Origin of the sequence: Bacillus sp. JJ1532, assembly GCF_036965085.1 — a bacterium.
Classification (GTDB): Bacteria; Bacillota; Bacilli; order Bacillales; family Cytobacillaceae; genus Cytobacillus.
Genome location: NZ_JBALOW010000039.1, coordinates 1 through 26863, shown reverse-complemented (window position 1 = coordinate 26863; position 26863 = coordinate 1). Strand labels below are relative to the sequence as shown.

The window sequence follows — 26863 nt, the reverse complement described above, 5'->3', positions numbered from 1 at the left end:
TTCACTTCCCAATTTATTTCCTCTGCTTCCCATTTCTTGTTTAACCATTCAAGCGCATGAAATGGCTTATATGTACGCATTTGAGTTCGGAAGAGATGGTTTATTAATTTCTTGTCTACATTCTCAGTTTCGTAACCTTTCCCTTTTAAATAATCCTTTTTTGTCTGTCTAGACACGCTCCCGGTAGATTTATTTAACCAGACATTTAACCATAATTGATTAATATAGCTACTTCTTTCTAAAACATAGTCTTCATAAGCTGGCATCTTATCTTTACTGCCCAAATATAATGCTATATCATTTAAAATTTTGGCTTTTGTATTTTCAACAGCATTCCGGTAGGTTAGTTCCAATTGGTTCAATGTTATCCCTCATTCAGTTAGACTTTCCAATTCATTATTGTTATTGTAACACTTCCCATAATAAATCATGAAAAAGGCCAATATTTTAAATTTTTTTATTGACAAATAGAGGAAGTGTTCATATAATTTATTTAGAATTAAGTTATCTCGAATTCAAATAAAATAAATTCAAGCGAAAATTAGGAGGAAACTAAAATGACAAATTCAAAATGGGCCCTTGATCCAGCACACAGCAGCGTTGATTTTTCTATCAAGCATATGATGATTGCGAATGTGAAAGGAACTTTTAATCAATTCGATGCAGTGATTGAAGCAGATCCTACGGACTTAACGTCAGCAAACATTCAATTTACAGTTGATCTTGCAAGCATTGATACACGTAATGCTGATCGTGATAACCATCTTCGTTCAGGTGACTTCTTTGATGTGGAAAATAACCCATCTATGACCTTCCAATCTACTAAGATTGTAAATAATGGTGATGGCGAATATGATGTAACTGGCGATTTAACAATTCGCGGAGTAACGAAAACGGAAACGTTTGAGGTTAGTTATGAAGGTACAGGTAAAGATCCATGGGGCAACGATAAGGTTGGCTTCACTGTTGAAGGAGCTATTAAGCGCAGTGATTATGGTTTAACTTGGAACTCTGCTCTGGAAACAGGCGGTGTCCTTGTAGGGGATAAGGTGAAAATTTCATTAGACGTTCAAGCTGCTAAAGCTTAATATAAAAAAGCGGGTCCAATTGGATCCGCTTTTTTAAATCTATTGTTCTGCTAAAATAACTGCAATTTTATCCTCGATTACTTTCCCCTTTGAACCGTTAACTAAATTATTTAAAACAATTGAAAATATAAGTCTTTCGCCGCTCTTCGTATCCACATAACCAGATAATGAGCTGACAGTAGAAATGGAGCCAGTCTTCGCCATTACTTTGTTTTGTGCAACAGAATTAATCATTCGATTTCGAAGTGTTCCTCCTACCATTCGATCAGTCGCCCCTGCAATAGGCAATGATGTCAAATAGCTTTCATACCATTCCTTGTCTTGAACAGCAAACAAGAGCTTGGAAATTTCATTTGCAGGTATTAAATTCACATGGGAAATACCAGAGCCATCTCTAAGAACGAGTGTGTTAGTGTTAATCCCTAATTTGATAAGCTCCTCTTTCAGCACTTCAATGCCTTTATCCCAGCTGCCTTCTCCTTTAACAACTTTGCCCATTTCTTTTATTATTGCTTCTGCATGTCCATTATTGCTTAATTTCATAAAAGGAATAAGTAATTCAGATAATGGCATTGATTGGTGACTGACTAATACATTTGCTCCCTCAGGTGCAGCTGCTGTTCGCACTTTCCCATTTAATTTTATTCCTTGCTCTAATAATGATTGTTTGAATAAATCAAGTGCATAACCAGAAGGCTCCCAAACAGCCATCCATTCTCTCGCTCTGCTCGCTTCTAATGGAATAGTGCCTTCAATAATAATATTATTTGTCCCGTGCTGACGTTCTATTGAAATGCTTTTCTTCCCGTCTTTTGCAACTGTTTTGGCGTTATTAATAATGTTTACATAATCCGTTTTTGGTTCTAATGTAACAATAGGTTCTACACCTGTATTTTTCCCTGGATTTACATCAACAATAACGGTTCCAGCGTCATAATCTTCATTTGGTGAAGCCGTTAGAGCTGAAACTTGAGCTCCATAATAATAAGTTTCATCATTCCAAGTTAAGTCCATAGAATAGCGGATATCATCATACCACGTATCATCAGCAACTAAATCACCATGAATAATACCGATTCCCAAATCTTTAATCTTCCTTGCAAATTGATCGAAATCCGCTTTTAATAATGTCGGATCTCCTTTTCCTTTTAGATAGAGATTTCCTTGCAATGTTACCCCTTTTACAGAACCGTCAGTAAGCAGTTCAGTTGAGAATTTGTAATTTTCCCCTAATGTTGATAGAGCAGCTGCAGCGGTTAGCAGTTTCATATTAGAGGCAGGCTTTAAGCGAATATCTCCAATATGATCATACAGCAACTCCCCTGTCTCGGCTGATCGAACACTTACACCAGCTAGTGCTCCCTTTAAATCAGGATCATTATTGAGGAGCTGATTTAGTTCCTGAACCAGCGCTCCTCCTTCTTCAGTTGCCTGAACGACCGGTTTCTCTGGGTTTATTTGAGGAACGAAAGCAAGCATGAAAATCAATAAAAGACTAAGACTAAATTTCATTGGATTTTTCAATGATTTCAACACCTTTCTTCTATTTATGTTTAATACAATTCTTCTTTGAAAGGTGAATCCCTCTATTTCCAGTATGAGGAAAAAGTAGTGTTTTTCATTCAATATTTTATTGTATTCTGCTAAATTGATCAGTATGAAATCAAACAGAATTTCAATAAATCTTAATAAAAATGAATTCTTGTAAAAGAGTAATTTTTCTCTTAACGCAACTAGCAAAGCTGTTATGGTATATGGAATAAGGAGAGTGATAGCACGAGTGTGCATAAAGAGATAACGAAGCATGTCAATAAACAAAACAAGCAGATTATTGAATTTATGGCTTTAAATCAGCAAAGGGAATATTATATTGAACAAGCTCTTCAACATTGCAGAGAAGGTAAACCCTTCACAGCAGATAAAATAAATGAAGTGACAGCGAGGATTAACGACCTAGCTAAACAGGGAATTATACCTGCAAGGAAGCATGTGACGATTGAAATAATTGAAGAATATGCAGGAAGAACGAAATAGTCTATTTGATGTAGAGAAAAAGGAAGGTTCTATNNGTTAAGGTTTGGTTCATACAAATAAAGATTTAGATCAATCGTTCCATTCAGTTTAAATTCTACCCCTTCACTCTCTAAAGAAAGTCTTTGAACTGAATAATGCTCATCATCTTTTAAACCAATTTCCCCTTTTGAATTGATCACACGATGCCAAGGAAGTTGATGTTTTTTGCTCATGGAGTGCAGAATTCTTACTACTTGCCTTGCCCCTCTCGGACTGCCTGCAAGCTTCGCAATTTGCCCATAAGTCATCACTTTTCCAGCTGGGATATTTTTAATGATAAGTATGGCTTTTTCCGTAAACGTTTCCACTTGTTGATCTCCCTTTGATTCATTTCATAATTAAGATAGCAGCTTAGGCAACTCAGAATAAATTTGAATAATCTCCTCTATTTTCATTCGAACTAACCCACTAGATGACGGTGCAACAAAATCAATTGTGCCGGGAATTACTGATTCCTCTTGCTTCCCCCAAGGAATGGACTTTTTCTTGCTAAATTCCTGATAAACTCCCTTTCCGACAAAACAGACAATCTTCGGTTTATAATCATTTATTTTTCTTAAAAGCTCGATTCTACCTGCTTCATATTCTTCTTTCGTAATTTCATCTGCAGCCTTCGTTGGTCTGGGCACAATGTTTGTCATTCCATAACCTAAATCTAGCACTTTATAATCCTCGGTTGCAGCAAATTTCCTTGGGGTCAAACCTGATTCATGAAGAATTTTCCAAAAACGATTATTCGGATTGGCAAAATGATGGCCGGTTTCTGATGAACGGATACTTGGATTAAAGCCAACAAATACTAGATGTAGATTTTCTTTTAGATGATCATTTATTGGTTTCATTTCATACACCTTCTATCATCAATGAATTGTATTAATCATTAAATGATAGCATAATTCAGGTTTTATAAGAAATTGATGAGATAAAAAAAAGCCTGAAATCAGGCTTTTCTATTAGATATTATATTGAGTTTACTATGAATGTTTTAAATTCCTGTTCAACAATAGTTGCCAAATGCTCGGGAACTGTCAAATATACAAGACCATTTCCTTCCAGTTTCGGTGAATATCCTAAAGGAATCGTTCTTCTAATTAATTGTGCAAAAAGCTCTGGCTCAGAAAGCTGCCGTTCAAAATACTGAAAGGATAAATTTTTTATTAAAGCAAGCGCACCTGAGACATGGGGTGCAGCCATAGACGTGCCGCTTAAAGTGGCATATTTTCCATTCAAAAAGGTTGAAAGGATTTCTTCACCCGGTGCTACTAAATCGATTTCATTGTGGGAATTACTAAATTCAGATGATCGGCGCTTTAGATCTATCGCTCCTACGCTAATAACTTCATTATAAGATCCAGGGAAAGCAAATTCGTCTGTAGCGTCATCCCCATCTCCCTCATTCCCAGCGGCACAAACAACGAGAATATTATTGTTTACCGCATTTTTGATGGCTTCGTGAAGCTCTGGCACATCATTTGGGCCCCCGAGTGACATCGAAATAATATCAGCTTTTTGTTCAATAGCGTAATGAATGCCCTTAATAATCCAGTCATATTGACCAGATCCATTTTTATTTAGTACCTTTACGATCAGCAAGCTTGCATCTGGTGCTACACCGATCACTCCATTATTATTCTCGACTGCTGCAATCGTTCCAGCTACATGGGTTCCATGCCCATTGTAGTCCATGAATAAATCTGGATTTCCTTTATCATCATTTGTAAAGTTTCTTCCGCCAATAATACGGTCTTTAAGATCAGGATGAGTTATTTCACAGCCTGTATCTAAAACCGCAACAGTTACACCTTTTCCCTTCGTATCTTTCCAAATCTTTGGTGCTTGAATTAATTCAACCCCTTTCGGAATTTCATTTGCCCCATCTGCTAGATTCATCAGCTTAAAAGGAATAACACGAACTAAATGCTCCATTTCTTTCCCTCCTTAAGCGTTACCGCTTTTATTAGAGATAAATTTGAAGCCGGTTCTAGGTGTTAATAACATTTTAATAATTCTGAATTCAATTTAATAGATTCGTTTGGACTGTTTTTGCATAGTTTTATTGCCATTAGTAGGAGTATTTACTTAGTTTTAACTTTTAGATTTAAAAAAATTAATTAATCTAACAGGCAGTATGCCTAAACAAGCTAAATTACTCTTCTATTTCGTTTAGAGGAGAATTTCCAATCGTTCCGGTTTGGCGAATCTTAACGTCAATTTCTACGGTTACTGGCATCTCCGAAAATTTTTGGCCCCATTCTTTTTTTACCTTTTTCCAATAGGCAGGATCAGAGCGATGGAGTGCTTCTCCAAACCCAAAAACATCAGATTGAAACTCCTTTTGGGTAACTTCAATGGCAGATTGAATGCTTTCCTTAACGTCTTTTTCACTTATCTTTTCTAGATCATAAATAGTTTTGGTTTTTTTTAAGTCAAGGCCACGACATTCAACGTCAGCTACATTCCCTTCTATCTGAACTTTTATACTGCCTTTTGGTTCTCCGTTTTTAACCTTCGCTTTTATATCAGCCTTTGTCCTCATTACCTCTATCCCTATTTTTCCTGTTTTTGGACAAGGAATCACGCCAAGGGTGCTTTTCACTTTTCCTGTTGCATAGTGAACGGCCCTACTATCTTGATCATTTAACCAGCCAATTAGTTTATCATTATTAAATAATGCCATTTCATTGTATTTCAGTATAGTAGGAGCGCTGGTAACCTCTATATTCTGTTTCGTTTCTCCCGTTTTCACATCTCCTTTAAGGGTGATTCCAGTTAACACCGGGTCAATCCCATCACTCACTAAGTCTGTTATAAGCTTATCTAATGTTACTGTAACAGTAGGTGCCCATGCTTTCTCTGCAGACTCAAGGGACGAGAATAATTGATTTGCAGGTATATCTTCTAATTGGGTTAAAACTTTTAAAACATCTCCAGCTTTAGAATCTTTTGCTACAACGATATAAAAATCAGTTCGCAGCTCTGGATCCCTTGATAGAAAGTCTAACGCTTTACCTATCCCTTCTTTTGCAAATTCTTCCCCTAACACTAAAATCCGCTGGTGTGCAAAATATAACTTTCGAGGTGATTCTGTTGTAATTTTCCTGATTGCCTGAAATATTGTCTCGCCTTTCTCTTGATAAACGACTACTGGAGTTTTCCCTCCGCCTCCTCCCTTTTTTGCGATTTCTCCTGGAATTACGACTTGTGCTGTCACCACAAATTGATCTTCTGATTTATCAATTCCCATCCCCATCACGATTGCGAGCTCATTTAATTCTCTTCGATTCCAGCAGCCAGAAAGAATGATGAGGAAACTAATCAATATGATCATAATTAGAATATTTCGTTTCATCAGTAAACTCCTAAATCTTTCATAATAGTTATATACTCTGCGAATCATGGATTTTTTAAGCAAAATAAGTACAAAATATTTATAGAGGAGTTTCCTGCCATTTCAACAATAAATTAGAAATAAGGATGGGAGTCTCATTATGGGATTTTTCAAACAATCAGCAAAAAAGCAAAGACCAAACCGTATCTCAGCTGCACAAAATAAGAAACAACAAAAAGAGGTTCAAAATAATAAATTAAACGAGAGTGTAGCTGGAAATATTCAAAAAATTAAAGAAACGCTTGGTAACAGTGATGATATTATCACCCGTGAGATTCGCCTCGGCAAAGAACAAAAAATAAAAGCAGGAATCATTTATACGGATGGATTAATCGATAGTACAGCAAATCAAAACTTTATAATGGAATCTTTAATGCTGGATTTGCCGCAACTCAATATTGATACTACAGAATTTGAAGATCTCCTTATTTATTTTAAAGAGACAGTGCTTACAGTTGGAGAAATCTCAGATGTATCAGACTATAACAGCCTGTTTGATTCTCTATTATCAGGGCATGTCATTCTCTTATTCGAAGGATTTTCAAAAGGTTTTGCGGTAGGAATGAAGGGAGGAAAAGAACGCAGCGTTTCAGAACCAACGAATGAAAACGCAATACGCGGACCAAGGGAGGCCCTGACGGAAAATATACGGACGAATACCGCATTAATTCGCCGAAAAATTAATAATCAGAACCTATGGCTAGAGACGAAAAAAATTGGAAAACAAACAAAGACGACGGTTTCGTTCATGTATATAAACGGAATTGCAAATGATAAAGTAGTGGCAGAAGTAAGGAGTCGCCTTGACAAAGTAAATATTGACAGCATGTTAGATAGCGCATATATAGAAGAATTAATTCAAGATGAAACGTATACACCTTTTCCCACCATTTATCATACAGAACGTCCAGATGTTGTTGCAGCAAGCCTTTTAGAGGGCCGTGTTGCCCTTCTTGTTGACGGGACTCCCTTTGTGCTATTAGTCCCTGCCTTGTTCGTTCAATTTCTCCATGCTCCTGACGATTATTATAACCGGGCTGATATTGTGACTCTTATTCGGATGCTTCGGTTTGTTGGGTTTTTTATCGCTTTGTTAGGCCCTTCCCTTTATATTGCGATTACAACTTTTCATCAAGAGATGCTGCCGACACAATTATTAATCGGATTAGCAGCACAACGAGAAGGTGTTCCCTTTCCAGCTTTCGTTGAAGCGTTAATGATGGAGGTTACCTTTGAAATATTACGGGAATCTGGATTGCGATTGCCAAAGGCGATTGGGCAAGCCGTATCGATTGTCGGAACTTTAGTGATTGGGACAGCAGCTGTAGAAGCTGGGATTGTTTCTGCTGCCATGGTTATTGTCGTCTCAATTACAGCCATTTCAAGCTTTATTGTTAGCTCGTATAATTTGTCCATTTCCATTAGAATGCTGAGATTTCCTTTCATGGCATTAGCAGCTTCGTTCGGTTTATTCGGATTGATCATCGGATTGATCGCTCTTACACTTCACTTATGCAGTTTAAGATCTTTTGGGATTCCTTTTATGTCCCCATTTGGTCCATATATTCAAGAAGATCAAAAGGATGCAATCTTGCGCTTACCAAGATGGGGTTTATTTTCGCGCCCCCGTTTAATCAGTCAGAAAAATATAAAAAGAGATGAGTCTCAAGCTCCGAAGCCCCCAGAACAAAATGAATAAATTGCCTTTGGTGTTGAAAGGACTTTTTGAAGCTATGATTTTCTAAAAAAAAACAATGAATGGGTATCTTTTACAACTGAGGGGAGCCTGCCTATGTTAATGGTTATTGGGATTTTTGTTATAGCCATTATTATTATTGCTATTGAAGTACCTTATCTTAAAAAAAATAAGTTAAAGAAAGAAAGCTGGGTATTTTCGATTTTGCTGATAATTGGTGTTGGATTAAGCATTGCATATAATTTACATCTCTATATTCCAAACCCTTTGCAAGGGCTTGCTGTTATTTTTAAGCCATTTAGCGATTTTGTTAATGAACTGCTGATATGAATCTAGGTGATAATGATGCTTGAAAAGGGAAAAATATCGGTTCGGCAATTTAGAGTGTTAGTGATCTTTTTTACGATAGGGACGAGTATTTTAGTAACCCCATCATTCTTAGCTTCTTATGCACGGCAAGACGCATGGATTGCAGTCATAATTAGTATAGGGGTTGGGCTATTATTTGTATGGTTATTTACTGCGATTGCCGGCTTTTATCCTAATCTGAACTTTGTACAAGTCAATGAAAAAGTTCTCGGTAAATGGCTTGGGAAAATAATTTCTCTTTTGTTCCTTACAATGCCATTCGTCTATACGGTAGAACTTTTATTTTATTCGGGAACTTTTATTACAGTAAACCTCATGCCAGAAACACCAATAGAAGTGTTGCATATTATGTTAGCTGTTATTTTAGTAATGGCAGTACGTCTTGGACTGGAAACATTTTCACGCACTGCGGAAATCAACATTATTGCCTTTATTTTGCTTTTTTTAATGTTACTATTTGTTGCACCACAAATAAAGTTAGAATACATTCAACCTGTAATGGAAAACGGTATAAAACCTTTATTTCTGCCAGTTTTACATTTACTTGATGTTAACTATTTTAATGCGGTTGTGTTATTAATGATATACCCTGCCTATGTAAATGAGCCGAAAAAAGCGCAAAAATCATTTTTTATTGGTACATTAATAGGAGGTTTTGTCGTTCTTGTTATTACATTGTTATCTACAATGGTTCTTGGTGTTGACACGACTATTAGAAATTTATATCCGGGGTATGCATTAGCCAAAAAAATTAACATAGGCGGTTTTTTGCAGAGAATTGAAGCCGTCATAGCATTTATGTGGATTATGACGACCTATTTTAAGATGCTGATTTATTTTTATGCGACTTGTTTAGGGCTTGCTCAAGTATTAAATTTAAAGGATTACCGGCCAATCACTCTCCCTTTAGCTATGATCGCCGTTGCTTTTGCTTCAATAATGATTCCAAATGTTGTAGAACAGCAAAATTGGGATAATGGAATTAATCTAGTTTTCTCATTAACAATTGGAGGATTTTTACCTCTATTCATATTAGGAGGAGCATTGATTCGAAAAAAATTTACGAAGGAAAGTTCAAAAAATGTAATGTGAGTGAAACTTAATCATTCGCTTACAAGGTATTTAAGGGACTATGGACCGCCCCCTGTCCCTTAAATACCATGTTCAAAGCAATAGTGGTTGACTAGCTCTTCAATGAAGTTATGTTCAGGGAATTTTCCAGAAAACTCAAATAGAATTTCCTCAACGAATTTTCCATTTTTATAAACATGGATGGCTCCATCTTGATTAACGACACTATATTCAGCTTGAAATTGATATCCATTTTTTTCAATAGCACCCATCTATGTCATCTCCTTATTGCAATTTTCCTTTAGTATGAACTCAATTCTAAAAATAAATCGGTTTTAAGTTTTGCAGGCAATTTATTTTATAAATTTGCAAATTAAGAATGCCAAGTTCACAAAAAAAGAGCCATTTAGGCTCTTTCTCAATCGAATTTTATGCTTCTGTAACTTCAACTTTCTCCATAACATCGCCATTTTTCATTTTTAATACCGTGTCCAAACCTGAAGTCACTTTTCCAAAAACAGTATGAACTCCATTTAAATGTGGCTGAGGCTCATGAACGATAAAGAATTGACTTCCCCCTGTATTACGTCCAGCATGTGCCATTGAAAATGACCCCGCTTCATGCTTATAAGGGTTGCCTTCTGTTTCACAATTAATGGTGTAGCCTGGGCCACCTGTTCCTGTTCCATGCGGGCATCCGCCTTGACTTACAAATCCAGGGATTACACGGTGGAAGTTTAGTCCATTATAATAGCCTTCATTTGCAAGCTTTTCAAAGTTTGCAACTGTTCCAGGTGCTGCATCTGGATATAATTCAAACTCCACTTTTTCCCCATTTTGCATTAATATGTATCCTTTTTTCGACATAAAATCATCTCCTTCTGTAAAAATCAATTCCTATCATACCATTATTGATAACCTAAATAAAAGTAATTGATGCTTTTTGTTTTAACTAAATAGTTCAATAAATAATACTAAAATAAAAATGATTAATCCATAAAATGATACATGCAGAAAAATGGTTGTTAGACCAAATTTAAAATCTTCAAGATTTATCCCTCTTCTACGGATTCTAGGCCGCATAATATCACCATCCTTAATTAAATATTATCCATTTCTAACTATTTTGACAATATTCTACCAAGAATAAAATAAGAATTGTAAAGCAGAAGTCTCCTAGACGCCTTTAAAACTTTTTATTCATCTGTTTTTGCTTGTTCATGATCTCATAGGATTTTTCTATTATATCCGACAAAACATCTCCTTTATAGATCCTGCCAACCTTCATGTTTTCTTGATAATATTGGACAATTTCATCCAATTTTCGAGAGGTTTCTTTAGCAATACGAACATTGAGTTGAATTCTTTTATCAGCAGTCATAGTGCGAATGTGCCTCCTGTTTGAAAGTGTTATAGCGAATGCTATTTGTTTGCTAGCAGTTTGATATCGACTATTATCAAATTGCTAGCAAAGCTATTTTGATTATACCATTAATAAAATGAGAGTATTCTTTCCTGTCGAAAAAAACCGGGTTTCCCCGGTTTTTGAATTCTATTTATTCATCATGCTTTTCCATTTCTCTTTAAGGAACTCCCCAAATTGTTCTAGCTCATGCACACCATCCATAAGCTTCTCTTTCCATATTGGAAGCTCTTCTTTAATTTTTTCTGCGGAATCCTTAATCGTCTTTTCAACTTCTTCCTGAAACTCTTTTTCGGTCATCTTTTCATTTACAGATTTCGTGGAGAATTCTGCTTGTTCAACATAGGGGATAGAGTTTTCCATAATAGATTTAAATAATGGGACAACAGTTTTGGAGCTGCTGCTTGATAGATAATGTTCCCGATCTGTTTGATCATAGCCAAGCCATACTGCCCCAACTAAATTTGGAGTATATCCAACAAACCATTGATCCTTTGTTCCGTTTATATCTTTATAAGGCAGCTGAGTGGATCCCGTTTTTCCCGCCAGCTGGACGCCATTTATTTTTGTTCCTTTTCCTGTTCCGGATTCAACGACATTTAGAAGCATCGATGTCATTTGATTGGCTACGGTTTTTGAAGTTACTTTCACTGTTTTCTTCTTTCTTTCAGCAATCACGTTACCTGTCGGGCCAACAATTTTTGTAATTAAATGTGCATCTTTTCGTTTTCCCCCGTTTGGAAATGTAGAATAAGCCTCAGCGAGCTTTAATGGGGAAATTCCTTTGTGCATGCCGCCCAATGCAATACCTAAATACTCATCTTCCTTTTCTAAAGGAATTCCGAAACGATTCAGCGAATCAATTCCTTTTTCAAGACCAATTTGATCGAGTAGCCAAACGGCAGGAACGTTTAGAGACTCCTCTATTGCTTTATACATTGGAACTTCACCGGAATATTTCTTTGACGCATTTTCTGGTTTATATTTTTCAAAGGACATTGGTTCATCCTTAAGCATGGATGTAGCCTGATAGCCTTCTTCAAGTGCAGGAGTATAAACAGCTAAAGGCTTTAAGGTTGATCCAGGCTGTGCTTTAATATGTGTGGCTCTGTTAAAGCCTCGGAATACATAGCTGCCTCTTCCGCCTACAAGTCCTCTTACACCGCCAGAAGCCGGGTCTAAAAGAACTGCTCCACTTTGAACAAGCACTCCATTTCGTCCACGTGGAAATAAATAGTCACTTTCATATACCTTTTCGAGCCCTGACTGTAAATTTTGGTCCATTTCGGTATATATTCGGTATCCTCTAGTAAAAATTTCTTCCTGTGTTAAGCCATATTTATGAATGGCTTCATCTAAGACTGCATCAACGTAATATGGATATTTTCTTTCGATAAAGCTGCCTTTTCCTTCATTTAATTGGATCGTTTCTGTGATGGCTTTTTCATATTCGTCTCCGCTTATCATGTCATGTTCTTTCATTTTTCCAAGGACAACATTTCTCCGCTCTATTGCTCGGTCATAATTTCTGAACGGATCTAGTGCAGAAGGCGCCTGTAACAATCCAGCTAAAAGGGCAGACTCACTAATAGTTAAGTCCTTTGCCCCTTTATTGAAATATTTATTGGATGCCTGATCAATTCCCCAAGCGCCGCTGCCAAAATAAACTTGATTTAAGTACATTTGCAGAATTTCGTCCTTTTTGTATTTCTTTTCAATTTCAACAGCAAGGAATAATTCTTCAATTTTTCGCTTATACGTTTTTTCAGATGAAAGCAAAGCATTTTTCGTAAGCTGCTGGGTAATCGTACTGCCTCCACCTGTTATTCTGCCGGCAAAAATATTCTTAAAGAAGGCTCGGGCTATTCCCTTCACATCAAACCCATTATGCTTGTAAAATCGTTCATCCTCAATTGCAACAACAGCATTTTTGACATAGTCAGGCATTTCTTCAATGGCAATCCCTTCCGAACGATTCGTTGCCAAGCTGCTTGCGACTTCCTCATTTTTATCGTATATGACAGTTGATTGCTTTAAACCTTCCTTTAAAGTTTCAACATTTGCGGTTGCCGCTATAAAGGCAAAGAAAAGGATCGTTCCTAATATAACCGTTAGTATAACTAACATCGCTATTTTTGTTATATGCTTATTACGCCAGAATCGTCTAATTGCTTCCCAAAATGGTTGTAATTTTTCCATTATATCTCCCTACTTACTAGTTGAATGCTTTTTTATAAGCTTCAAATATTATACAAATTTAACGATTATTTCGCAAAGATTCTTCCTTATCATGGGGATTGCCAATGTCAGTGAATTATGTTATAGTCTATATTGCGATGAGCTAATTGCGTAAGACGGATTGACACTCCAATTTTGGAATGCACGATGTGGCGTGCAGTCAACCGCCGCAATACGTAAAAGGATGCCTATATGGCATCCTTTTTTAATTAATAATAATATTCTTTTCCAAATAGACCCAGTTTTGCGGAAATAGAAGGCTTAATTGCCAAAAAGTTAAACCTAATAAATGATATTGATCAATCAATTTATACTTTTCAGCAAAGCTGCGAATATCATCAAACCATACAATATGCCTTTCTGAACCCTTCCAATAGTTAAAGCTTGGAGTAGATGAGTTGAGATCATAATTTATAAGAGCACCTGATGAGATCGCTAAATTTTGTGCATTTAATTGAGAATGTGCCTTTGTTAAGTTGTCAATTACCCTCCAATCATAACCATATAAAGGCAAAGCCATTTGCAGTTTTTTGGGGTTGATTAAGCTGATGGAATATTGAATGACGTCCTCTATCCACCATATAGGTGAAACAGGATTTGGCGGTCCTGTTGGATACCCATAATCTATCGTCATGACCGCAACAATATCTGCCGCTTTCCCAATGGCTGAATAATCATAAGCGCCGACTATCCGATTTTGCGGGAGGTCTGCTGTTTTCGCATGAACGTTTACATGAAGAATTAAGGGGCCAAGTGCTGTTTTTAATTCATTAAGAAAGGTATTAAAATCCTGCCTCCTTGGCGGCGGAATAAACTCAAAATCAATGCTTACTCCTCCATATCCCTTGTCCGTAATAAAATTCATCAAACTATTAATTAAGTTCTTCCGATAGACAGAATTTTCTAGTACTTGACCAATTAACTCTGGACTAAATTTCTGATTTGCAAAATTTCTGATCATCAATAAAGGAGTAATTTCTAATCTTTTACTCTCTTTAATCACTTGTGTATCATCTACAGCTAAATATGTGTATCCCTCATTTGTGAGTGAATAAGAGACGATGGCTAAATAAGAAATCTCTTTAGCTACTTGTTTTAAAATGGGGATAAATGATTGAGGAGAAAAGGGAATAATGAACCCGAGTGTCTGCATCGATAATTTCAAAGGAGAGGGTATATTTATTTTTTGTCCAACAACTAGGTTATTTGACTGAATACCGGGATTAGCTGAGAGGATAGCATTTATATTAGTTCTGTATTTCTGTGCCAATCCCCACAATGAATCGCCTTTAGCGATAATCTTTGATCTAATAGGTAATGCTTGATCAGGGATATAAAGGGCTAATCCGGGAATAATGATTCCATTAGCAGACAACCCGTTTACATTGAGTATTGATTGAATTGGTACATTATATCGCTTTGAAATTGCCCATAGGGAGTCTCCTCTTTGGACGATGTGAATAGACATTATTTACACACCTCCTAAATTTTCACCTGTACTATCATATGGTGTTCTTGCAAATAAATAGTACAAATTATATAGATAAAATTAAGCCAATTCCTACTGAAATTCACTTGTATGTTAAGCTTATTTTTCAAAAACGTATAAAATACCGTTTTTAGGGTGACTTATTTTTGGCCCTTTAAATCCTCTTTTAAGTAATTCCTTCCGCATAAATATCATTAAGGCTCCATGGCTAACTATCAGTACATGTTCATTTCCAGCAGAAAAGACCTCATCTAAGAATAAATTAATTCTTTCTTTAACAGCCTTAACTGAATCCTTTTGCGAAGGATGGTTGAATAGCCAGGCAAGCCGGACGAGAACTGCCCATAGCTGATAGGGAAGTTTAATATTGGCTTGAATAATTGGATATGCTTTAACCTCTCTTAATTTCTCGGTTTTTATTATCTTACCTACAAAGATTGCATGAGCTGTTTTCTCCGCTCTAGATAAATCACTTGAATAACACGTTTCCCATTCCAAGTTTTGAAGATCGGTTTCACCCTTTTCAATGTCGGATAAATCATAGTCCTCAAACCATTTTGATAGTTCTGCGGGAGTCATCCAAGTTTTTTCCGGTATAGCATTTTTTACTTTGAAATGCCTAACGAGACCTATTTTCAATTTTTCCTTCTCCCTAAAATTTTTAAAAAATGCTAAGCTGTCTTTCTTTAAAGGGTATCTTAACATGGAAAAACACTCCGTGAAGGAGTGTTTTTCAGATGCATAATTTGGCAGACCTACACTTGGAGACCATAATTCCGGCATAACGCTGCTAATCCACCAGAAAAACCGCTGCCGATGGCATTAAATTTCCAGTCGTTTCCGTGACGGTATAATTCACATATAACTACCGCCGTTTCAATTGAGAAATCTTCACCTAAATCGAAACGCAATAATTCTTGATTATTAGAATCATCAACTAATCTTACAAAAGCGTTTGAAACTTGACCAAAGTTTTGCTGTCTAGTCTCAGCATCATGGATCGTCACTGTAATGCCAATTCGATGAACATGGGAAGGGATTTTAGTGAAATCAACAACCAGTTGCTCATCGTCCCCATCCCCTTCTCCTGTACGGTTATCTCCCGTATGAACGACAGACCCGCTTGGATGTTGAAGGTTATTATAAAAAACAAAGTCGAGATCATTTTGGCAACGATTATTTGCATCTACTAAAAAGGCAGAAGCGTCTAAATCAAAATCATGTCCACCCTGATATTTATTCGTATCCCATCCAAGTCCAATGATCGCTTTTGTTAAACCAGGATTTGTTTTTGTTAGGTCAATTCTTTGTCCTTTTGCCAATTGAATTCCCATCATAAACCCTCCCTGAAATAAATGTTTATTCAATTGGGAGTTAGAAAATAATTTCCATTCCCTCTTGTTTTATTGAAGATTAATGGGCTTTAGGACCCCTTATTCTTTAGCCAACCTGTAATCCGAAGTCAGTCGCAATTCGTGCTAGACCGCCTTGGTAACCTGAACCAACAGCAGAGAATTTCCATTCACCATTATGACGGTATAATTCCCCAACTACAATCGCTGTTTCAATTGAAAAATCTTCTCCTAAGTCATAGCGAATAACCTCTTCATTAGTTGCTTCATTGACAATTCTGGCAAACGCATTGGAAACTTGTCCAAAATTCTGCCCACGGCTTTCAGCATCATGAATCGTAATAACGAAAGAAATTTTTTCAATGCTTGCTGGAACAGCACTTAAGTCCACCTTTACTTGCTCATCATCACCGTCACCTTCCCCTGTGCGGTTATCTCCAGTATGTACAACAGACCCATTGCCGCCTTCTAGTTGATTATAAAAAATAAAGTCTTTATCAGATGCACATTTACCAGATGCATCAAGTAAAAACACACTTGCATCTAAATCAAACGCTTGTCCCCCGTCATATTTATTTGTGTCCCAGCCAAGGCCAACAACAACCTTTGACAGACCAGGATTTGTTTTCGTTAAATCTACTTTTTGTCCTTTTGATAAAGAAATAGCCATTTAACCATCATCCCTTCACTCTAAAAATTATTAGAACTTCCTGCTAGAGGAAGATTCATCCAAGAAACAAAACTTCATTTAAAAAAATTATTACCCTTTCTATCCAAGTGTATCTTCTTGGCCTTAAAACGTAAACCAATTTAACTTATAGATGTTCAATTTTATTGTACTAGATACAACGGGCACTGACTACTTTAATATAATTAAATTTACCAATATTGTAAATTTAGAGGAGCATAAACTCAAGGGATTTTAATGGAGACCATTCCTATCCAATAGATTATCGCCTATTCTTGCCACCCTTTTCCTATATAGTACATAGCATGTAAATAATGCTGTTTGTATAAATAGCAGGAAAATAAAGGAGTGTTTTTCTTGGGTTTATACACAAATAGTCAGATTGTACCCAATCTGTTTAATAAGAAGCATCAACTAGAAACTCAGTCTAATCAAGATTCCTTTCGCCTGAATTATCTTCAAGAAATTCTTCATGAGCAGAAATTGGTTAATCATCAGTTGACAGATACGTATGAGAAAATGGATTTTCAAATATCCGAATCTTTAAAGGGCATTAATCATAATATCCAGCGTACAGCATCTAAACATAATTACGACCTTGTCAGATTGATGGATAGATTGGATGAGCAGGATAACGTGATACTTCAGTTTTTAGAAGTTATGAATTCTCAGGAAACCGCAAACCAGATTATTATAGAACGATTAAATGAGCTTGAAGGAAGGAATGCTATCATATTGGAAAGCCTAGAAAAAGAAAGCTTAATTAATCAAGCTGTTCTTGATCAAGTATCATTTCAGCACGCCTCAACTGAAGCATTGACTGGGAAAATTGGCCAATTCGAATCATTTTCACGTGATTTAACAAACCAATTAAACAAACAGGAAAACGTGTATGAAGAATTATCACAAAAGCTTGAGGTGCATGAGGTATTTCATAAGACCGTTATGGAACGGCTAGACGAACAGGAAGCAATCGTTCAAAAAATATCGAGGCAGCTTGAAAATCTGCGTTCCTCCTTTTATGAAAGAACATCCTTTATAAGTGAGAAGATAGAATCAGGCTTCAAGCAATTGCTGAAACCGGTCCAAGGCTATTTCATCAAATCGGGAGAAAAGGATAAAACAAAAAATTAGCTTATATAAAATAAAAAAAGGAAGGTGCTAAACCTTCCTTTCCCATCCATTTACAAATTGACCACTGGTAATTCTATTGTAAATGTTGTCCCTTTATTTAGTTCACTTTCAATATTGACTTTCCCCCCATGACTTTCAATGATGTGAAAGCTTACCATTAGTCCAAGTCCATTCCCTTTTTTCTTTGTTGTGTAAAACGGCTCACCAATTTTCTTTAGTTGTTCCGGTGGAATACCAGTTCCTGAATCAGTGATAGAGATACGTACATATTCATTATTTTTATATGTATTCAAGATTAGTTTTCCGCCATTTGGCATAGCCTCAATTGCGTTTTTAATAAAATTTATAAAAACCTGTTTTAAACGGTACTCATCACAATGAATAAGTATTGTATTGTCACAGCATTCAAAATGAAGATGAATTTGTTTATTTCTTATTTCTAGCTCAAATAAAGATAAGACATTCTTCATAATCGGAATAAGGTTTTTTTCTTTGAGTTCAACAGATTTAGGCTTTGCAAGAAGCATAAAGTCCTCAACTATATGATTCACACGTTCAATTTCATCAAGGATAATATCAAAATACTCCAGCCGCTCTTTATTCGTTTCATCCATTTGAAGAAATTCAGTATACCCTTTCATAGAAGTGAGAGGATTACGAATTTCATGTGCCACACCCGCAGCAAGCTGTCCAACGGCAGCTAGTTTATCTTGTCGATGAAGGATCTCTTTCGTTTTTTTCGTTTCAGTAATGTCATTTCGAATGGCCAAATATTGATACGGGTTACCTTCTTCATCTACGAACGGAATAATCGTTGTATCCACCCAATATAAGGTTCCATCCTTTGCCACATTTCTAATTTCACCTTTCCAGACTTCTCCTCGTCTTATAGTTGTCCAAAGTTGTCTAAAAAACTCTTTAGGATGATGTCCGGAGTTTAATATTGAATGGCTGCGACCAATAAGCTCGTCCCTATCGTATTTGGAAATCTCACAAAACTTTTCATTAACTTTCGTAATAATACCTTTTTCATCAGTGAGAGCAACGATGGAAGATTGATCAAGGGCAAATTTAATATCGCCAACTTCCTTTATTTTATCATTCAAGTGTGCCTCTGTTTCTTTAAGGGCTGTAATATCGTTTCGAATTGAAACATATTGATAGGGCTTTCCATCATTGTATAGGAATGGAACAATTGTCGTCTTTACCCAATAGTGTTTTCCATCCTTAGCCTGATTGCGTATTTCCCCTCTCCAAATATTACCTGAAGAGATGGTTTCCCAAAGATTTTGAAAAAATTCAGGAGGATGAAAATTAGAGTTTAATACACGATGAGTTTTCCCTAATATATCTTCCTTCCCATACTTCGATATTTCAATGAATTTATCATTTACATACGTAATGATCCCATTAGCATTTGTAATGGTTACAATCGTTGATTCATCCAATGCAGCTTCAATATCACGTAAATAATGATCACTATCAGCTAATCTTTTGCCAACTACAGTTCTTGAACCAATTAGCCCGCTTAAAATAAGTAAAGTAATAAAAAAAACAAAATAAATAATATACGATTTAGGATTAGATTCAGCTTGGGAAGCATTTTCACCAAAAACGCTTGAGAATGTCCGTAAAAGCAGTAAATATCCTTCAATAATAGCAGCCGTTATAATGACAGCACTAACTGGTTTAATCCAGATTTCATTAAAAGGCGACAAACCCTTTGAGAAAAACAACATCCATAGAGAAAGGGCAAATGAACTATAAATAAGGATGATCGAAATAATAAATAAAACTGGATTAAATTGAATGTTCATGCTCATTGCATATAACCCAGTGCTATGAATGGATAAAACAGCGACAGTCATAAAGAAACTGCTGATCCATAATTGCTTTGCTTTAATCTCCTTATCAATAATTCCGTAAAACGCGATACCCGTAAAAATGATCCCTGAAAGTAAAGATAAAATGGTAATAAGCACATGATAATTACTTGACCCATTTATATTTACGGCAAGCATGCCGATAAAATTCATTATCCATAAACCTACACCAAGCGAAAACGTTCCTCCTAAAAATAAAAACTTCCGATTACGTTCTGCATTTTGAACGAGTGAAAATAAATCTAAACCAGTATAGGAGCAAATAAATGTTAGGATTATGGCCACAAAAATTAACATTGGATTCATTATATTAAAAATCTGCAGCATGAACATCTCCCTCTTATTTTTCAGGGTTTACCTATTTGGAAAACACATTTTTAACCATACTTTTTGATTGTAATCTAATTTAATATTGGTTGAAAGTGAAATCTTAATTTAACTTATACAAAATTAAAAAGTGGAAAAATTTAAATTTTCAAAAAAAGGGCTACACATTTAAAATAAATTCGAGTATACTGTTATATAACAAGGAAGTAAATTATATTCTGTATTATAAAAAGGAGTGGAATCATGTTACATTATAAAGTGGAATCTTTAGAGATTGCGTCAAGAAAGATTTGTCAAGAATGCGGTCAAAAAATAAATGAATATACTGATTCATATTTAATGGAATGTGATCGCTGTTTATCAAAAAAGGCTGAATAGCAGGCAAATGAAAAGCTATGGGAAATCGCAGCTCCATAGCTTTTTCTATTGAATTTTCATCCCAATAGTAAATATATCCGTTTCAGTTGACAGTGAATAAGAAGCCGTTAACTATCAAAACTTATGATTAAAGAAATGTTACAGCATATCTTATAAAGGGGTGTTATAAATGAAGAAAAATGACGCAAAAGGAAGACAAGCCCTAGATAACGCTCTTAACGCGGAGAATTCCCTTAAACATAATAATTATCCGAGTGGTTCAATTGATGAACATCGGGCAGTTGAAACAGGCAATATTTTATTAGCCGCTAAAGAATTAGGTCAACAAAACGAGAATTCGTAATAAAATAAGACTGCCCGAATTTATTCAGCAGTCTTATGCTCGTAATTTATTCAATTTGCGGTAATTCCCTCATTTCAGGGGATGTATCATTTCCACATAAAGGACATTTAAGATCAGCTGATGCAAATTCCTTTCGCATCCAGCCATTACAGCTTGTACAAGCATAAACTTCTGTGTCCAGCATGACAACCTCTGGTTTATCATCTTGACCTCTTCTATTGAAAAATATAACAAACGCCCCCTTTTTTTCTAGTATGGACAAAAAGAGGGAAAATATCCCGCGAAAAAATTTATGACAATTTCTTTAAGTCAGGAGGATTTCAAAATTGGATAACCAAAAATCTATAAAAAAATATACAGCAGCTGGGACCGATATTGAAGAAGTCAAACGGCTGAATAGTCAATCAGGTCTTTCCTATAACGAAGTGAAAAGATTGCTTGCCAGAAAGTTTATGAATAAATATATTGAATAATTGATAAAAAAAGAAGTTGCAGCTTAAAGCAACTTCTTTTTAATAAATATCACTAATTTTTAGCAACGGAAAGGGTTGAATGGCCCTTTTCCTCTTTCAATAGCCATAGATTAAGGATAATCCCCAATAAGCTCAAAACACTGAAAAATAAGTATAAACTGTAAATATTAAATTCCTCATAAATGATACCGCCGACAAATGTGCAAAACCAGTTTCCTAAGCCATTTCCAATTGCCGAGTATAATGTAATAGCAGTAGCGGTAATATGAACAGGCGTAATATCTCTTATATACTGAAGACTTGCAGGAATGAATAAACCAATTGAGAAACCTTGTATGACAGCTGTTGCGTAAATGACCCACAGACTTGGCTCCATAAAATATAGCAGCCATCTAATTAAGGAAACAGCACCAGCAAGTGCAGCAATCTGCAATAATCCAAAACGGTGGATCCAGCTGCCTGCTGCCTTCATAAAGGGAATTTCGGACAATACAGCAATTAAAAAAGCAATCCCTATTCCTGTATAGGTCCCCCCGCGATTTTCAATAAAAAGGCCAAAGTAATTATTATTAGCGAGATTAGGACCAAAAATCAGAAAAGTAATTACGAGGAAAATGAGAAACCTTTTATGGACAAGAATTTCCTTAACACCAGAAAGCAAGTTCTGATTATTGGAAACATTTTCTGAAGGCATTTTCCTTGCTAGAATACTGGCGATAAATAATGAAGCAAAAAAGGAAATAAAAATGATTTTTGGATTCCATTCAGATAGCCTCCCCATAATAAAAACCGCTACCCCAAATCCAAGAGACCCAAACAATCGGATATTCCCATAATTGACTTTGACTTTACTTGAATATTTGATTGATAAACTATCTGATATCGGAATAATCGCACTCTGGAAAATGGCTACACAAGTAAAAGTAATAAAGATCCAGTAGTAGCCGCTGAACGTGATAAACCCAAGGGAAAATATCCCAGCAATTAAAGTTGTGACTGTAAGAATTTTAATAGGAGCGTTAAGCTTATCCGAAACCATTCCCCATAATGGCTGAAAGAAAATCATAATTATTGGGCTAATAGACATGATGGTCCCAATTTGATAGCCATTTAAATGTTCAACTTCACTTAAATACACACTGAGCAAAGGATACAAGCTCCCCACGCCAAAAAAAGTTAACAAGTAAAACCCTTGCATGGATAAAATATTTCTTTTTATTTGTTTATTCATTTTGGAAACCTCTTAATATTTTAATAAGCAAGACTTATTGTATCATTTTTTATTCTCACTTCGATACTTTAAAATGATTATCTTCGCAAAATATCAAAAGCTCCCAATTATTTAGGAGCTTGTAATCATTATTTTTTATTTGTCACGAAGTTGATCGTAAGCCCTTTTTCAATTTTCCTTGCACTTAATTGCAAAGTTAGTAAAGTAACTCCTACCGATATGATAAGTGTAAAGATGCTGCAAATAATGGTTAAGAAAGTCTTGTTATCATTTTTCCATTCGAGAAGTGATACAAGCATTCCAAATATACCTGTAGGACGCCCTTCATGCTGAAAAATGGGAAGAGCATCCGTTGGTATGAGGACAAGAACAGAAGGTAATGCAGCAATAAGTAGATATCCGAAAGAAAGAAACATTAATAAAAAGGAAACCCCTGTTTCCAGCCTGTTTTGCGGGTTATTTGGATTATATTTTGCACCAATAGCCCCAAGCCAAAGTCCAATTCCTGTTATTCCTAAGGACATGATCGCCACAACGGCAATCCCGAAAAAGATATTTAAGAGGCTCCATTTCAAAAATATGCCCCCAGCAAATTCTAAAATAATTAAGAATACAACAGGAATCAACCAATTGATCCAAAACTTCCCAAGTGCGATTTTCCAGCCTGATAATGGCAAGACATGTAAAAAGTGAATAGAGTATGCTTCCCTCGCAATTGAGCCGGAAGCAAAGCCGCCAGTTAGAAATGTAAACATAAAAAGGAAAGTAGCTTGTGCAACCATCCACGAGATTTCTGGATTATGAATGATTATATTTATCATATTTTTATCATTTATGATTGATATGAAAGGAAAAAACATAAAAAATATAAATGGGAGAAAGGCTACCCATTCTCTCAAATCTCTTTGGATGGACCTCCACTCTTTAATTCCTATCATCATAATTGGATGATAAATCTTAGCACTTGCTTTTTTGCCTTTGCGTTTTTTCTTTGGGCGATTTCCTTCGTTCATTTTTATCCAGCCAGTTCTAAACCCTTTTTCAACTAGTAATGAAGTAATGAAGAGCATAAGTGCAGCAAAAATGAAAGTCATCATAAACGGGAGAAAAAAGCTAAAAGACCCAGATGATGCTTCAGTAAGAACCGTTCCTCCCCATTCCATTGGCAGCCATTTCGGCATCTGTGGGATTTGTGTCATTTCTTGTCCATTTGGATTATTTTTCATCAATATATTAGGAAGCTGAAACAGAACATATACAATAATACCGGCTAAGGCACTCATTACTGTCATTAATTCCTTTGCTCTATGAACAGGAATCACTTGAATTAAAACTAAATTCATCATATAAGCAATGCTCATCCCAATCAATGTGAAAAGAAGTGAGGTTATGTAAGCCATTGGAAAAAATACAATACTAGACTTACTGGCAATGCCAAAAACAGTTAAGAGAATAATCGAAAATAACCAAAGAAATCCAGGAACACCAATAAAGCTTTGCAAAAACTTGACCCAATAGATGCTTCGTGTTTTGATCGGCAAAGTAAATAATAATGATAAATCATTTGTTCCATATAAATTTTTAAAAACCTGTGGAACTCCAAACAAAATGTTAAAAGCAATGAGACCAGAAAAGGCATATGCAAATGTAGGATCAAAAAAATCTTTAGGCAGCGTCAAGGCCATTGCACCTATCGCGATACTTAATAGGACAGTGACAAAAATTGCGCCGATTGCAGCAAAGACAGCAGCAATTTTCGTACTGTCTGGAGCCGTTCGAAATTGATTTTTCCCCATTTGCCAGAATAATAGGATGAGTCTTTTTGTCATTTCTCCACCTTCTCTTCATCATCCGAAAGCTCAGTTATCAATTGTCTTACATCTGAATCCCCAGTTAATTCTAAGAATAAATCCTCTAATGAAGTATCGGTCTTGCCTTCCCTTTGCCTTAATTCTTCCATCGTCCCAATAGCAATGATTTCTCCATTTTTGATGATTCCGACTCTGTCACACATTTGTTCAGCGATTTCTAAAATATGTGTTGACATAAACACAGTCATTCCCTGCCGGCATAATGACTGCAAGAGATTCTTTAATGTTTTTGCCCCTTTTGGGTCAAGACCTACAGTTGGTTCATCCAGGAATAAGACTTCAGGCTGGTGAATCAAAGCCCCACATAAATTGATTTTTTGTTTCATTCCATGTGAATACGATTCTATTAGCTCATCTGCTCTTCCAGATAATTCGAACAATGAAAGGTATTTTTCCATTCTTTCTTCAAATTCATCCTGCTTTATTTCAAACACACTACCTATAAATCTTAAAAACTCTCTGCCGGATAATTTCGGATATAGAATGGGTTGATCGGGAATATACGCCATTTTCCTTTTTGCTTCAAGCGGAGATTTCCATATATCTGTCCCCGTTATTTCAACCTGTCCGCTTCCAGGCTCAAGTAAACCCGTCATCATTTTAATCGTTGTTGTCTTACCCGCTCCGTTAGGACCTAAAAAGCAAAATAACTCGCCATTTTTTATTTCAAAATTAACGTCCTTTACTGCATGATAAGAACCATATCTTTTCGATAGATTTTTCACAACGATTGCATTTCCATTATTCATTTTCAACCACCTCGAAACTTTTATATGTAATTCCAACAGTTTATACGTTCTGATTGGAGAAAAGTTCCATAAAAGCAACAATACCTTCTAGTGTCTATCCATTTAATTACTAGTTAAATAGTAGATCATCTTCAGTAATTTTTATTTTCGGAAGTGTAAAGTATATAGAGGTGCCTTTATTTATTTCACTTACTGCCCAAATTTCTCCTTTATGATTTCTAATAATTTCCTTACAGATGGCGAGTCCCAAACCATCGCCATCTTCCTTAGCCTGCCCTTTTTTAGTATACGATCTTGTGAAAATCGTATGAAGATCTTCAGGTTCGATTCCAGATCCTGAATCATGGATTGAAATGCATACAAAATCAGATGACTCCTCAATAATTAGTTCAAGTTGAATTTTTCCGTTTTTCGTATACTTGATTGAATTATTGATTAAATTTGAAATCAGCTGATCCATTCTTCTAATATCAACAGAAACTAATGGATAGTCTGAGTCATTTAATGCTGGAATCGTAATGATAAAATCTAAGTTGTTCTTTTTAACATCCCATTCATACTGACCACAAAGATATAAGAAGAGTTTATTTATAGCGACATTTTCCATTGAAAAATGGAAGCTCCCAGCTGTTAGCTGTGATAAATCAAATAAGTCTTGAATTAGACGATTCAAAGAAAGGATACGTTCTCTGCTTCTTTTTAAATAGCTTAATTGTTTATCAGGAGAATCAATAATTCCATCAATAATCGCTTCAATATACCCTTGTATTGAGGTTATTGGAGTTCTTAAGTCATGAGAAATATTCGCTAAAAAGTCACGTCTCAACGTTTCTTCCTGTTCAAGTTTATTATTCGCCTCAGCAAGACTCGTTATGGCACCCTGAAGATCATTTGTACGCTCCTTTACTTTTTCTTCAAGCATCGTGTACACTCTTGCGTTTACGAGTGAAATAGCAGCCTGTGATGAAAGAATAGTTAACATTTGTATGCTTTCTTTCGTAAATGCATGAGTCATGATGTTATTTTCTAAATATAAAATTCCTATTAATAGATTTTGATACATAATCGGCAATGTTAGTACGGATTTCGGCTTCTTTAATTTGACATATGGATCATCAATAAACAGTCCAATTGCACCCGCATTTTCTAGGACAATTGCCTCTTCCGTTTTGAGAACATAATGAATAAGTTGAAGAGGAATTTCTTGTGCAAACTCGGAAATATCAACTTGATTATCCAATAAATAAGTTTTGTCTAAGTTCCCTTGAATGGCGGGATGTAATCTGCCTTCCTCATGAAGAAGTAAATATCCTTTTTCAGCTCCAGCATTTTCAATCATGATTTTCATCATTTTGATCATTAATTCTTCATAATTGATTTCCATTGATATTGCTTGCGTAGCTTTAATAATTGTTTCCGTATCGATATTTACAGTTCTAGCGACCTGATCATTTAACAAAGGAAACATATCTAAATTCTGTTTTTTTAAATTCTCTGCTTTTATAACTGCACCCCAGCTTACATATTGTTGATAAGCCAATTTGAAAAAATATTGTGCTAATTGCTTATAGCCAATTCTTATATAATAATCACCCATAC

At 35.7% G+C, this 26863-nt stretch carries 29 protein-coding genes; 9 read left to right on the top strand and 20 right to left on the bottom strand.

Annotated elements, in window-relative coordinates; all coding sequences use genetic code 11:
* The first annotated feature begins 557 nt into the window (after positions 1-557).
* Positions 558-1088, top strand: a complete 531-nt coding sequence (locus tag V7122_RS13850) for a YceI family protein (RefSeq protein WP_335345442.1) — start codon at positions 558-560, stop codon at positions 1086-1088.
* Between the two features lie 39 nt (positions 1089-1127).
* Here the strand turns inward: V7122_RS13850 and dacB are convergent, their stop codons facing one another.
* Positions 1128-2612, bottom strand: a complete 1485-nt coding sequence (gene dacB / locus V7122_RS13845; RefSeq protein ID WP_335345443.1) for a D-alanyl-D-alanine carboxypeptidase/D-alanyl-D-alanine endopeptidase — start codon at positions 2610-2612, stop codon at positions 1128-1130.
* Between the two features lie 258 nt (positions 2613-2870).
* Here dacB and V7122_RS13840 point away from each other — a divergent pair, with 258 nt between their 5' ends.
* Positions 2871-3122, top strand: a complete 252-nt coding sequence (locus tag V7122_RS13840; RefSeq protein ID WP_335527205.1) for a DUF2533 family protein — start codon at positions 2871-2873, stop codon at positions 3120-3122.
* Positions 3123-3151: 29 nt separating this feature from the next.
* Here the strand turns inward: V7122_RS13840 and V7122_RS13835 are convergent, their stop codons facing one another.
* The 4 genes from V7122_RS13835 to V7122_RS13820 all read right to left on the bottom strand — a co-directional run bounded on the left by V7122_RS13835 (position 3152) and on the right by V7122_RS13820 (position 6510).
* A complete protein-coding gene (locus tag V7122_RS13835) occupies positions 3152-3469 on the bottom strand; it encodes an MGMT family protein (protein ID WP_335527204.1) in 318 nt (105 codons plus the stop codon).
* A gap of 30 nt (positions 3470-3499) precedes the next feature.
* Positions 3500-4003, bottom strand: coding sequence for a G/U mismatch-specific DNA glycosylase (gene mug / locus V7122_RS13830; protein ID WP_335345446.1), 504 nt, complete (start codon positions 4001-4003; stop codon positions 3500-3502).
* A gap of 118 nt (positions 4004-4121) precedes the next feature.
* Positions 4122-5087, bottom strand: a complete 966-nt coding sequence (locus V7122_RS13825; protein ID WP_335345447.1) for a S8 family peptidase — start codon at positions 5085-5087, stop codon at positions 4122-4124.
* Positions 5088-5307: 220 nt separating this feature from the next.
* Positions 5308-6510: a Ger(x)C family spore germination protein gene (locus tag V7122_RS13820; RefSeq protein WP_335527202.1), complete on the bottom strand. Its 1203-nt coding sequence runs from the start codon at positions 6508-6510 to the stop codon at positions 5308-5310.
* A 139-nt stretch (positions 6511-6649) separates the two neighbouring features.
* Here V7122_RS13820 and V7122_RS13815 point away from each other — a divergent pair, with 139 nt between their 5' ends.
* The 3 genes from V7122_RS13815 (at position 6650) to V7122_RS13805 (ending at position 9706) form a co-directional block, all read left to right on the top strand.
* Positions 6650-8248 (top strand): spore germination protein, encoded by a 1599-nt coding sequence (locus tag V7122_RS13815; RefSeq protein ID WP_335348208.1) that lies wholly within the window; start codon positions 6650-6652, stop codon positions 8246-8248.
* A gap of 93 nt (positions 8249-8341) precedes the next feature.
* Entirely contained in the window at positions 8342-8575 is a 234-nt protein-coding gene (locus tag V7122_RS13810; RefSeq protein ID WP_335348209.1) for a hypothetical protein, read from the top strand.
* A 15-nt stretch (positions 8576-8590) separates the two neighbouring features.
* Positions 8591-9706, top strand: coding sequence for a GerAB/ArcD/ProY family transporter (locus V7122_RS13805; protein ID WP_335527200.1), 1116 nt, complete (start codon positions 8591-8593; stop codon positions 9704-9706).
* 59 nt (positions 9707-9765) lie between these two features.
* On the opposite strand, the gene V7122_RS13800 is transcribed toward V7122_RS13805, so the two are convergent.
* From V7122_RS13800 to V7122_RS13760, 9 genes are all read right to left on the bottom strand, one after another.
* Positions 9766-9957: a YbxH family protein gene (locus V7122_RS13800; protein WP_335490823.1), complete on the bottom strand. Its 192-nt coding sequence runs from the start codon at positions 9955-9957 to the stop codon at positions 9766-9768.
* A gap of 157 nt (positions 9958-10114) precedes the next feature.
* Complete coding sequence (locus V7122_RS13795) at positions 10115-10552, bottom strand: peptidylprolyl isomerase (RefSeq protein WP_335354101.1); 438 nt, start codon at positions 10550-10552, stop codon at positions 10115-10117.
* A gap of 81 nt (positions 10553-10633) precedes the next feature.
* Entirely contained in the window at positions 10634-10768 is a 135-nt protein-coding gene (locus tag V7122_RS13790) for a hypothetical protein (RefSeq protein WP_335344210.1), read from the bottom strand.
* Positions 10769-10871: 103 nt separating this feature from the next.
* Complete coding sequence (locus V7122_RS13785; RefSeq protein WP_335344211.1) at positions 10872-11066, bottom strand: hypothetical protein; 195 nt, start codon at positions 11064-11066, stop codon at positions 10872-10874.
* Positions 11067-11237: 171 nt separating this feature from the next.
* Positions 11238-13307, bottom strand: coding sequence for a transglycosylase domain-containing protein (locus V7122_RS13780; protein ID WP_335354102.1), 2070 nt, complete (start codon positions 13305-13307; stop codon positions 11238-11240).
* Between the two features lie 244 nt (positions 13308-13551).
* Positions 13552-14814, bottom strand: coding sequence for a glycosyl hydrolase family 18 protein (locus tag V7122_RS13775; protein WP_335347916.1), 1263 nt, complete (start codon positions 14812-14814; stop codon positions 13552-13554).
* A gap of 120 nt (positions 14815-14934) precedes the next feature.
* The gene (locus V7122_RS13770) at positions 14935-15474 is read right to left on the bottom strand and encodes a histidine phosphatase family protein (RefSeq protein ID WP_335527198.1); all 540 of its coding nucleotides are present in this window, start codon (positions 15472-15474) and stop codon (positions 14935-14937) included.
* 116 nt (positions 15475-15590) lie between these two features.
* The gene (locus V7122_RS13765; RefSeq protein WP_335347923.1) at positions 15591-16169 is read right to left on the bottom strand and encodes a TerD family protein; all 579 of its coding nucleotides are present in this window, start codon (positions 16167-16169) and stop codon (positions 15591-15593) included.
* A 106-nt stretch (positions 16170-16275) separates the two neighbouring features.
* The gene (locus tag V7122_RS13760; protein ID WP_335347918.1) at positions 16276-16857 is read right to left on the bottom strand and encodes a TerD family protein; all 582 of its coding nucleotides are present in this window, start codon (positions 16855-16857) and stop codon (positions 16276-16278) included.
* A 375-nt stretch (positions 16858-17232) separates the two neighbouring features.
* Here V7122_RS13760 and V7122_RS13755 point away from each other — a divergent pair, with 375 nt between their 5' ends.
* Positions 17233-18009, top strand: a complete 777-nt coding sequence (locus tag V7122_RS13755; protein ID WP_335527196.1) for a hypothetical protein — start codon at positions 17233-17235, stop codon at positions 18007-18009.
* Between the two features lie 50 nt (positions 18010-18059).
* Here V7122_RS13755 and V7122_RS13750 read toward each other — a convergent pair whose 3' ends face one another.
* Positions 18060-20219, bottom strand: a complete 2160-nt coding sequence (locus V7122_RS13750) for a PAS domain-containing protein (protein ID WP_335527194.1) — start codon at positions 20217-20219, stop codon at positions 18060-18062.
* Between the two features lie 243 nt (positions 20220-20462).
* Here V7122_RS13750 and yhfH point away from each other — a divergent pair, with 243 nt between their 5' ends.
* Positions 20463-20597, top strand: a complete 135-nt coding sequence (yhfH, locus tag V7122_RS13745) for a protein YhfH (RefSeq protein WP_438824063.1) — start codon at positions 20463-20465, stop codon at positions 20595-20597.
* Positions 20598-20766: 169 nt separating this feature from the next.
* Positions 20767-20940, top strand: a complete 174-nt coding sequence (locus tag V7122_RS13740) for a hypothetical protein (protein ID WP_335347921.1) — start codon at positions 20767-20769, stop codon at positions 20938-20940.
* 46 nt (positions 20941-20986) lie between these two features.
* Here the strand turns inward: V7122_RS13740 and V7122_RS13735 are convergent, their stop codons facing one another.
* Positions 20987-21202, bottom strand: a complete 216-nt coding sequence (locus V7122_RS13735) for a cold-inducible protein YdjO-related protein (protein WP_335347922.1) — start codon at positions 21200-21202, stop codon at positions 20987-20989.
* Between the two features lie 64 nt (positions 21203-21266).
* Between V7122_RS13735 and V7122_RS13730 the strand changes: the two genes are divergently transcribed.
* Positions 21267-21413 carry a hypothetical protein gene (locus V7122_RS13730; RefSeq protein ID WP_335354104.1) on the top strand — a complete coding sequence of 49 codons (147 nt, stop codon included), beginning with the start codon at positions 21267-21269 and terminating at the stop codon, positions 21411-21413.
* A gap of 52 nt (positions 21414-21465) precedes the next feature.
* Here V7122_RS13730 and V7122_RS13725 read toward each other — a convergent pair whose 3' ends face one another.
* From V7122_RS13725 to V7122_RS13710, 4 genes are all read right to left on the bottom strand, one after another.
* The gene (locus V7122_RS13725; RefSeq protein WP_335354105.1) at positions 21466-22644 is read right to left on the bottom strand and encodes an MFS transporter; all 1179 of its coding nucleotides are present in this window, start codon (positions 22642-22644) and stop codon (positions 21466-21468) included.
* 128 nt (positions 22645-22772) lie between these two features.
* Positions 22773-24473, bottom strand: a complete 1701-nt coding sequence (locus V7122_RS13720; RefSeq protein ID WP_335527192.1) for a putative ABC transporter permease subunit — start codon at positions 24471-24473, stop codon at positions 22773-22775.
* Positions 24470-25264 (bottom strand): ABC transporter ATP-binding protein, encoded by a 795-nt coding sequence (locus tag V7122_RS13715; protein WP_335527190.1) that lies wholly within the window; start codon positions 25262-25264, stop codon positions 24470-24472. Before V7122_RS13715 ends, V7122_RS13720 begins: the two co-directional genes overlap by 4 nt.
* Positions 25265-25373: 109 nt before the next feature.
* The coding region (locus V7122_RS13710; protein ID WP_335527188.1) for a GAF domain-containing sensor histidine kinase at positions 25374-26863 on the bottom strand (1490 nt) is incomplete at its 5' end.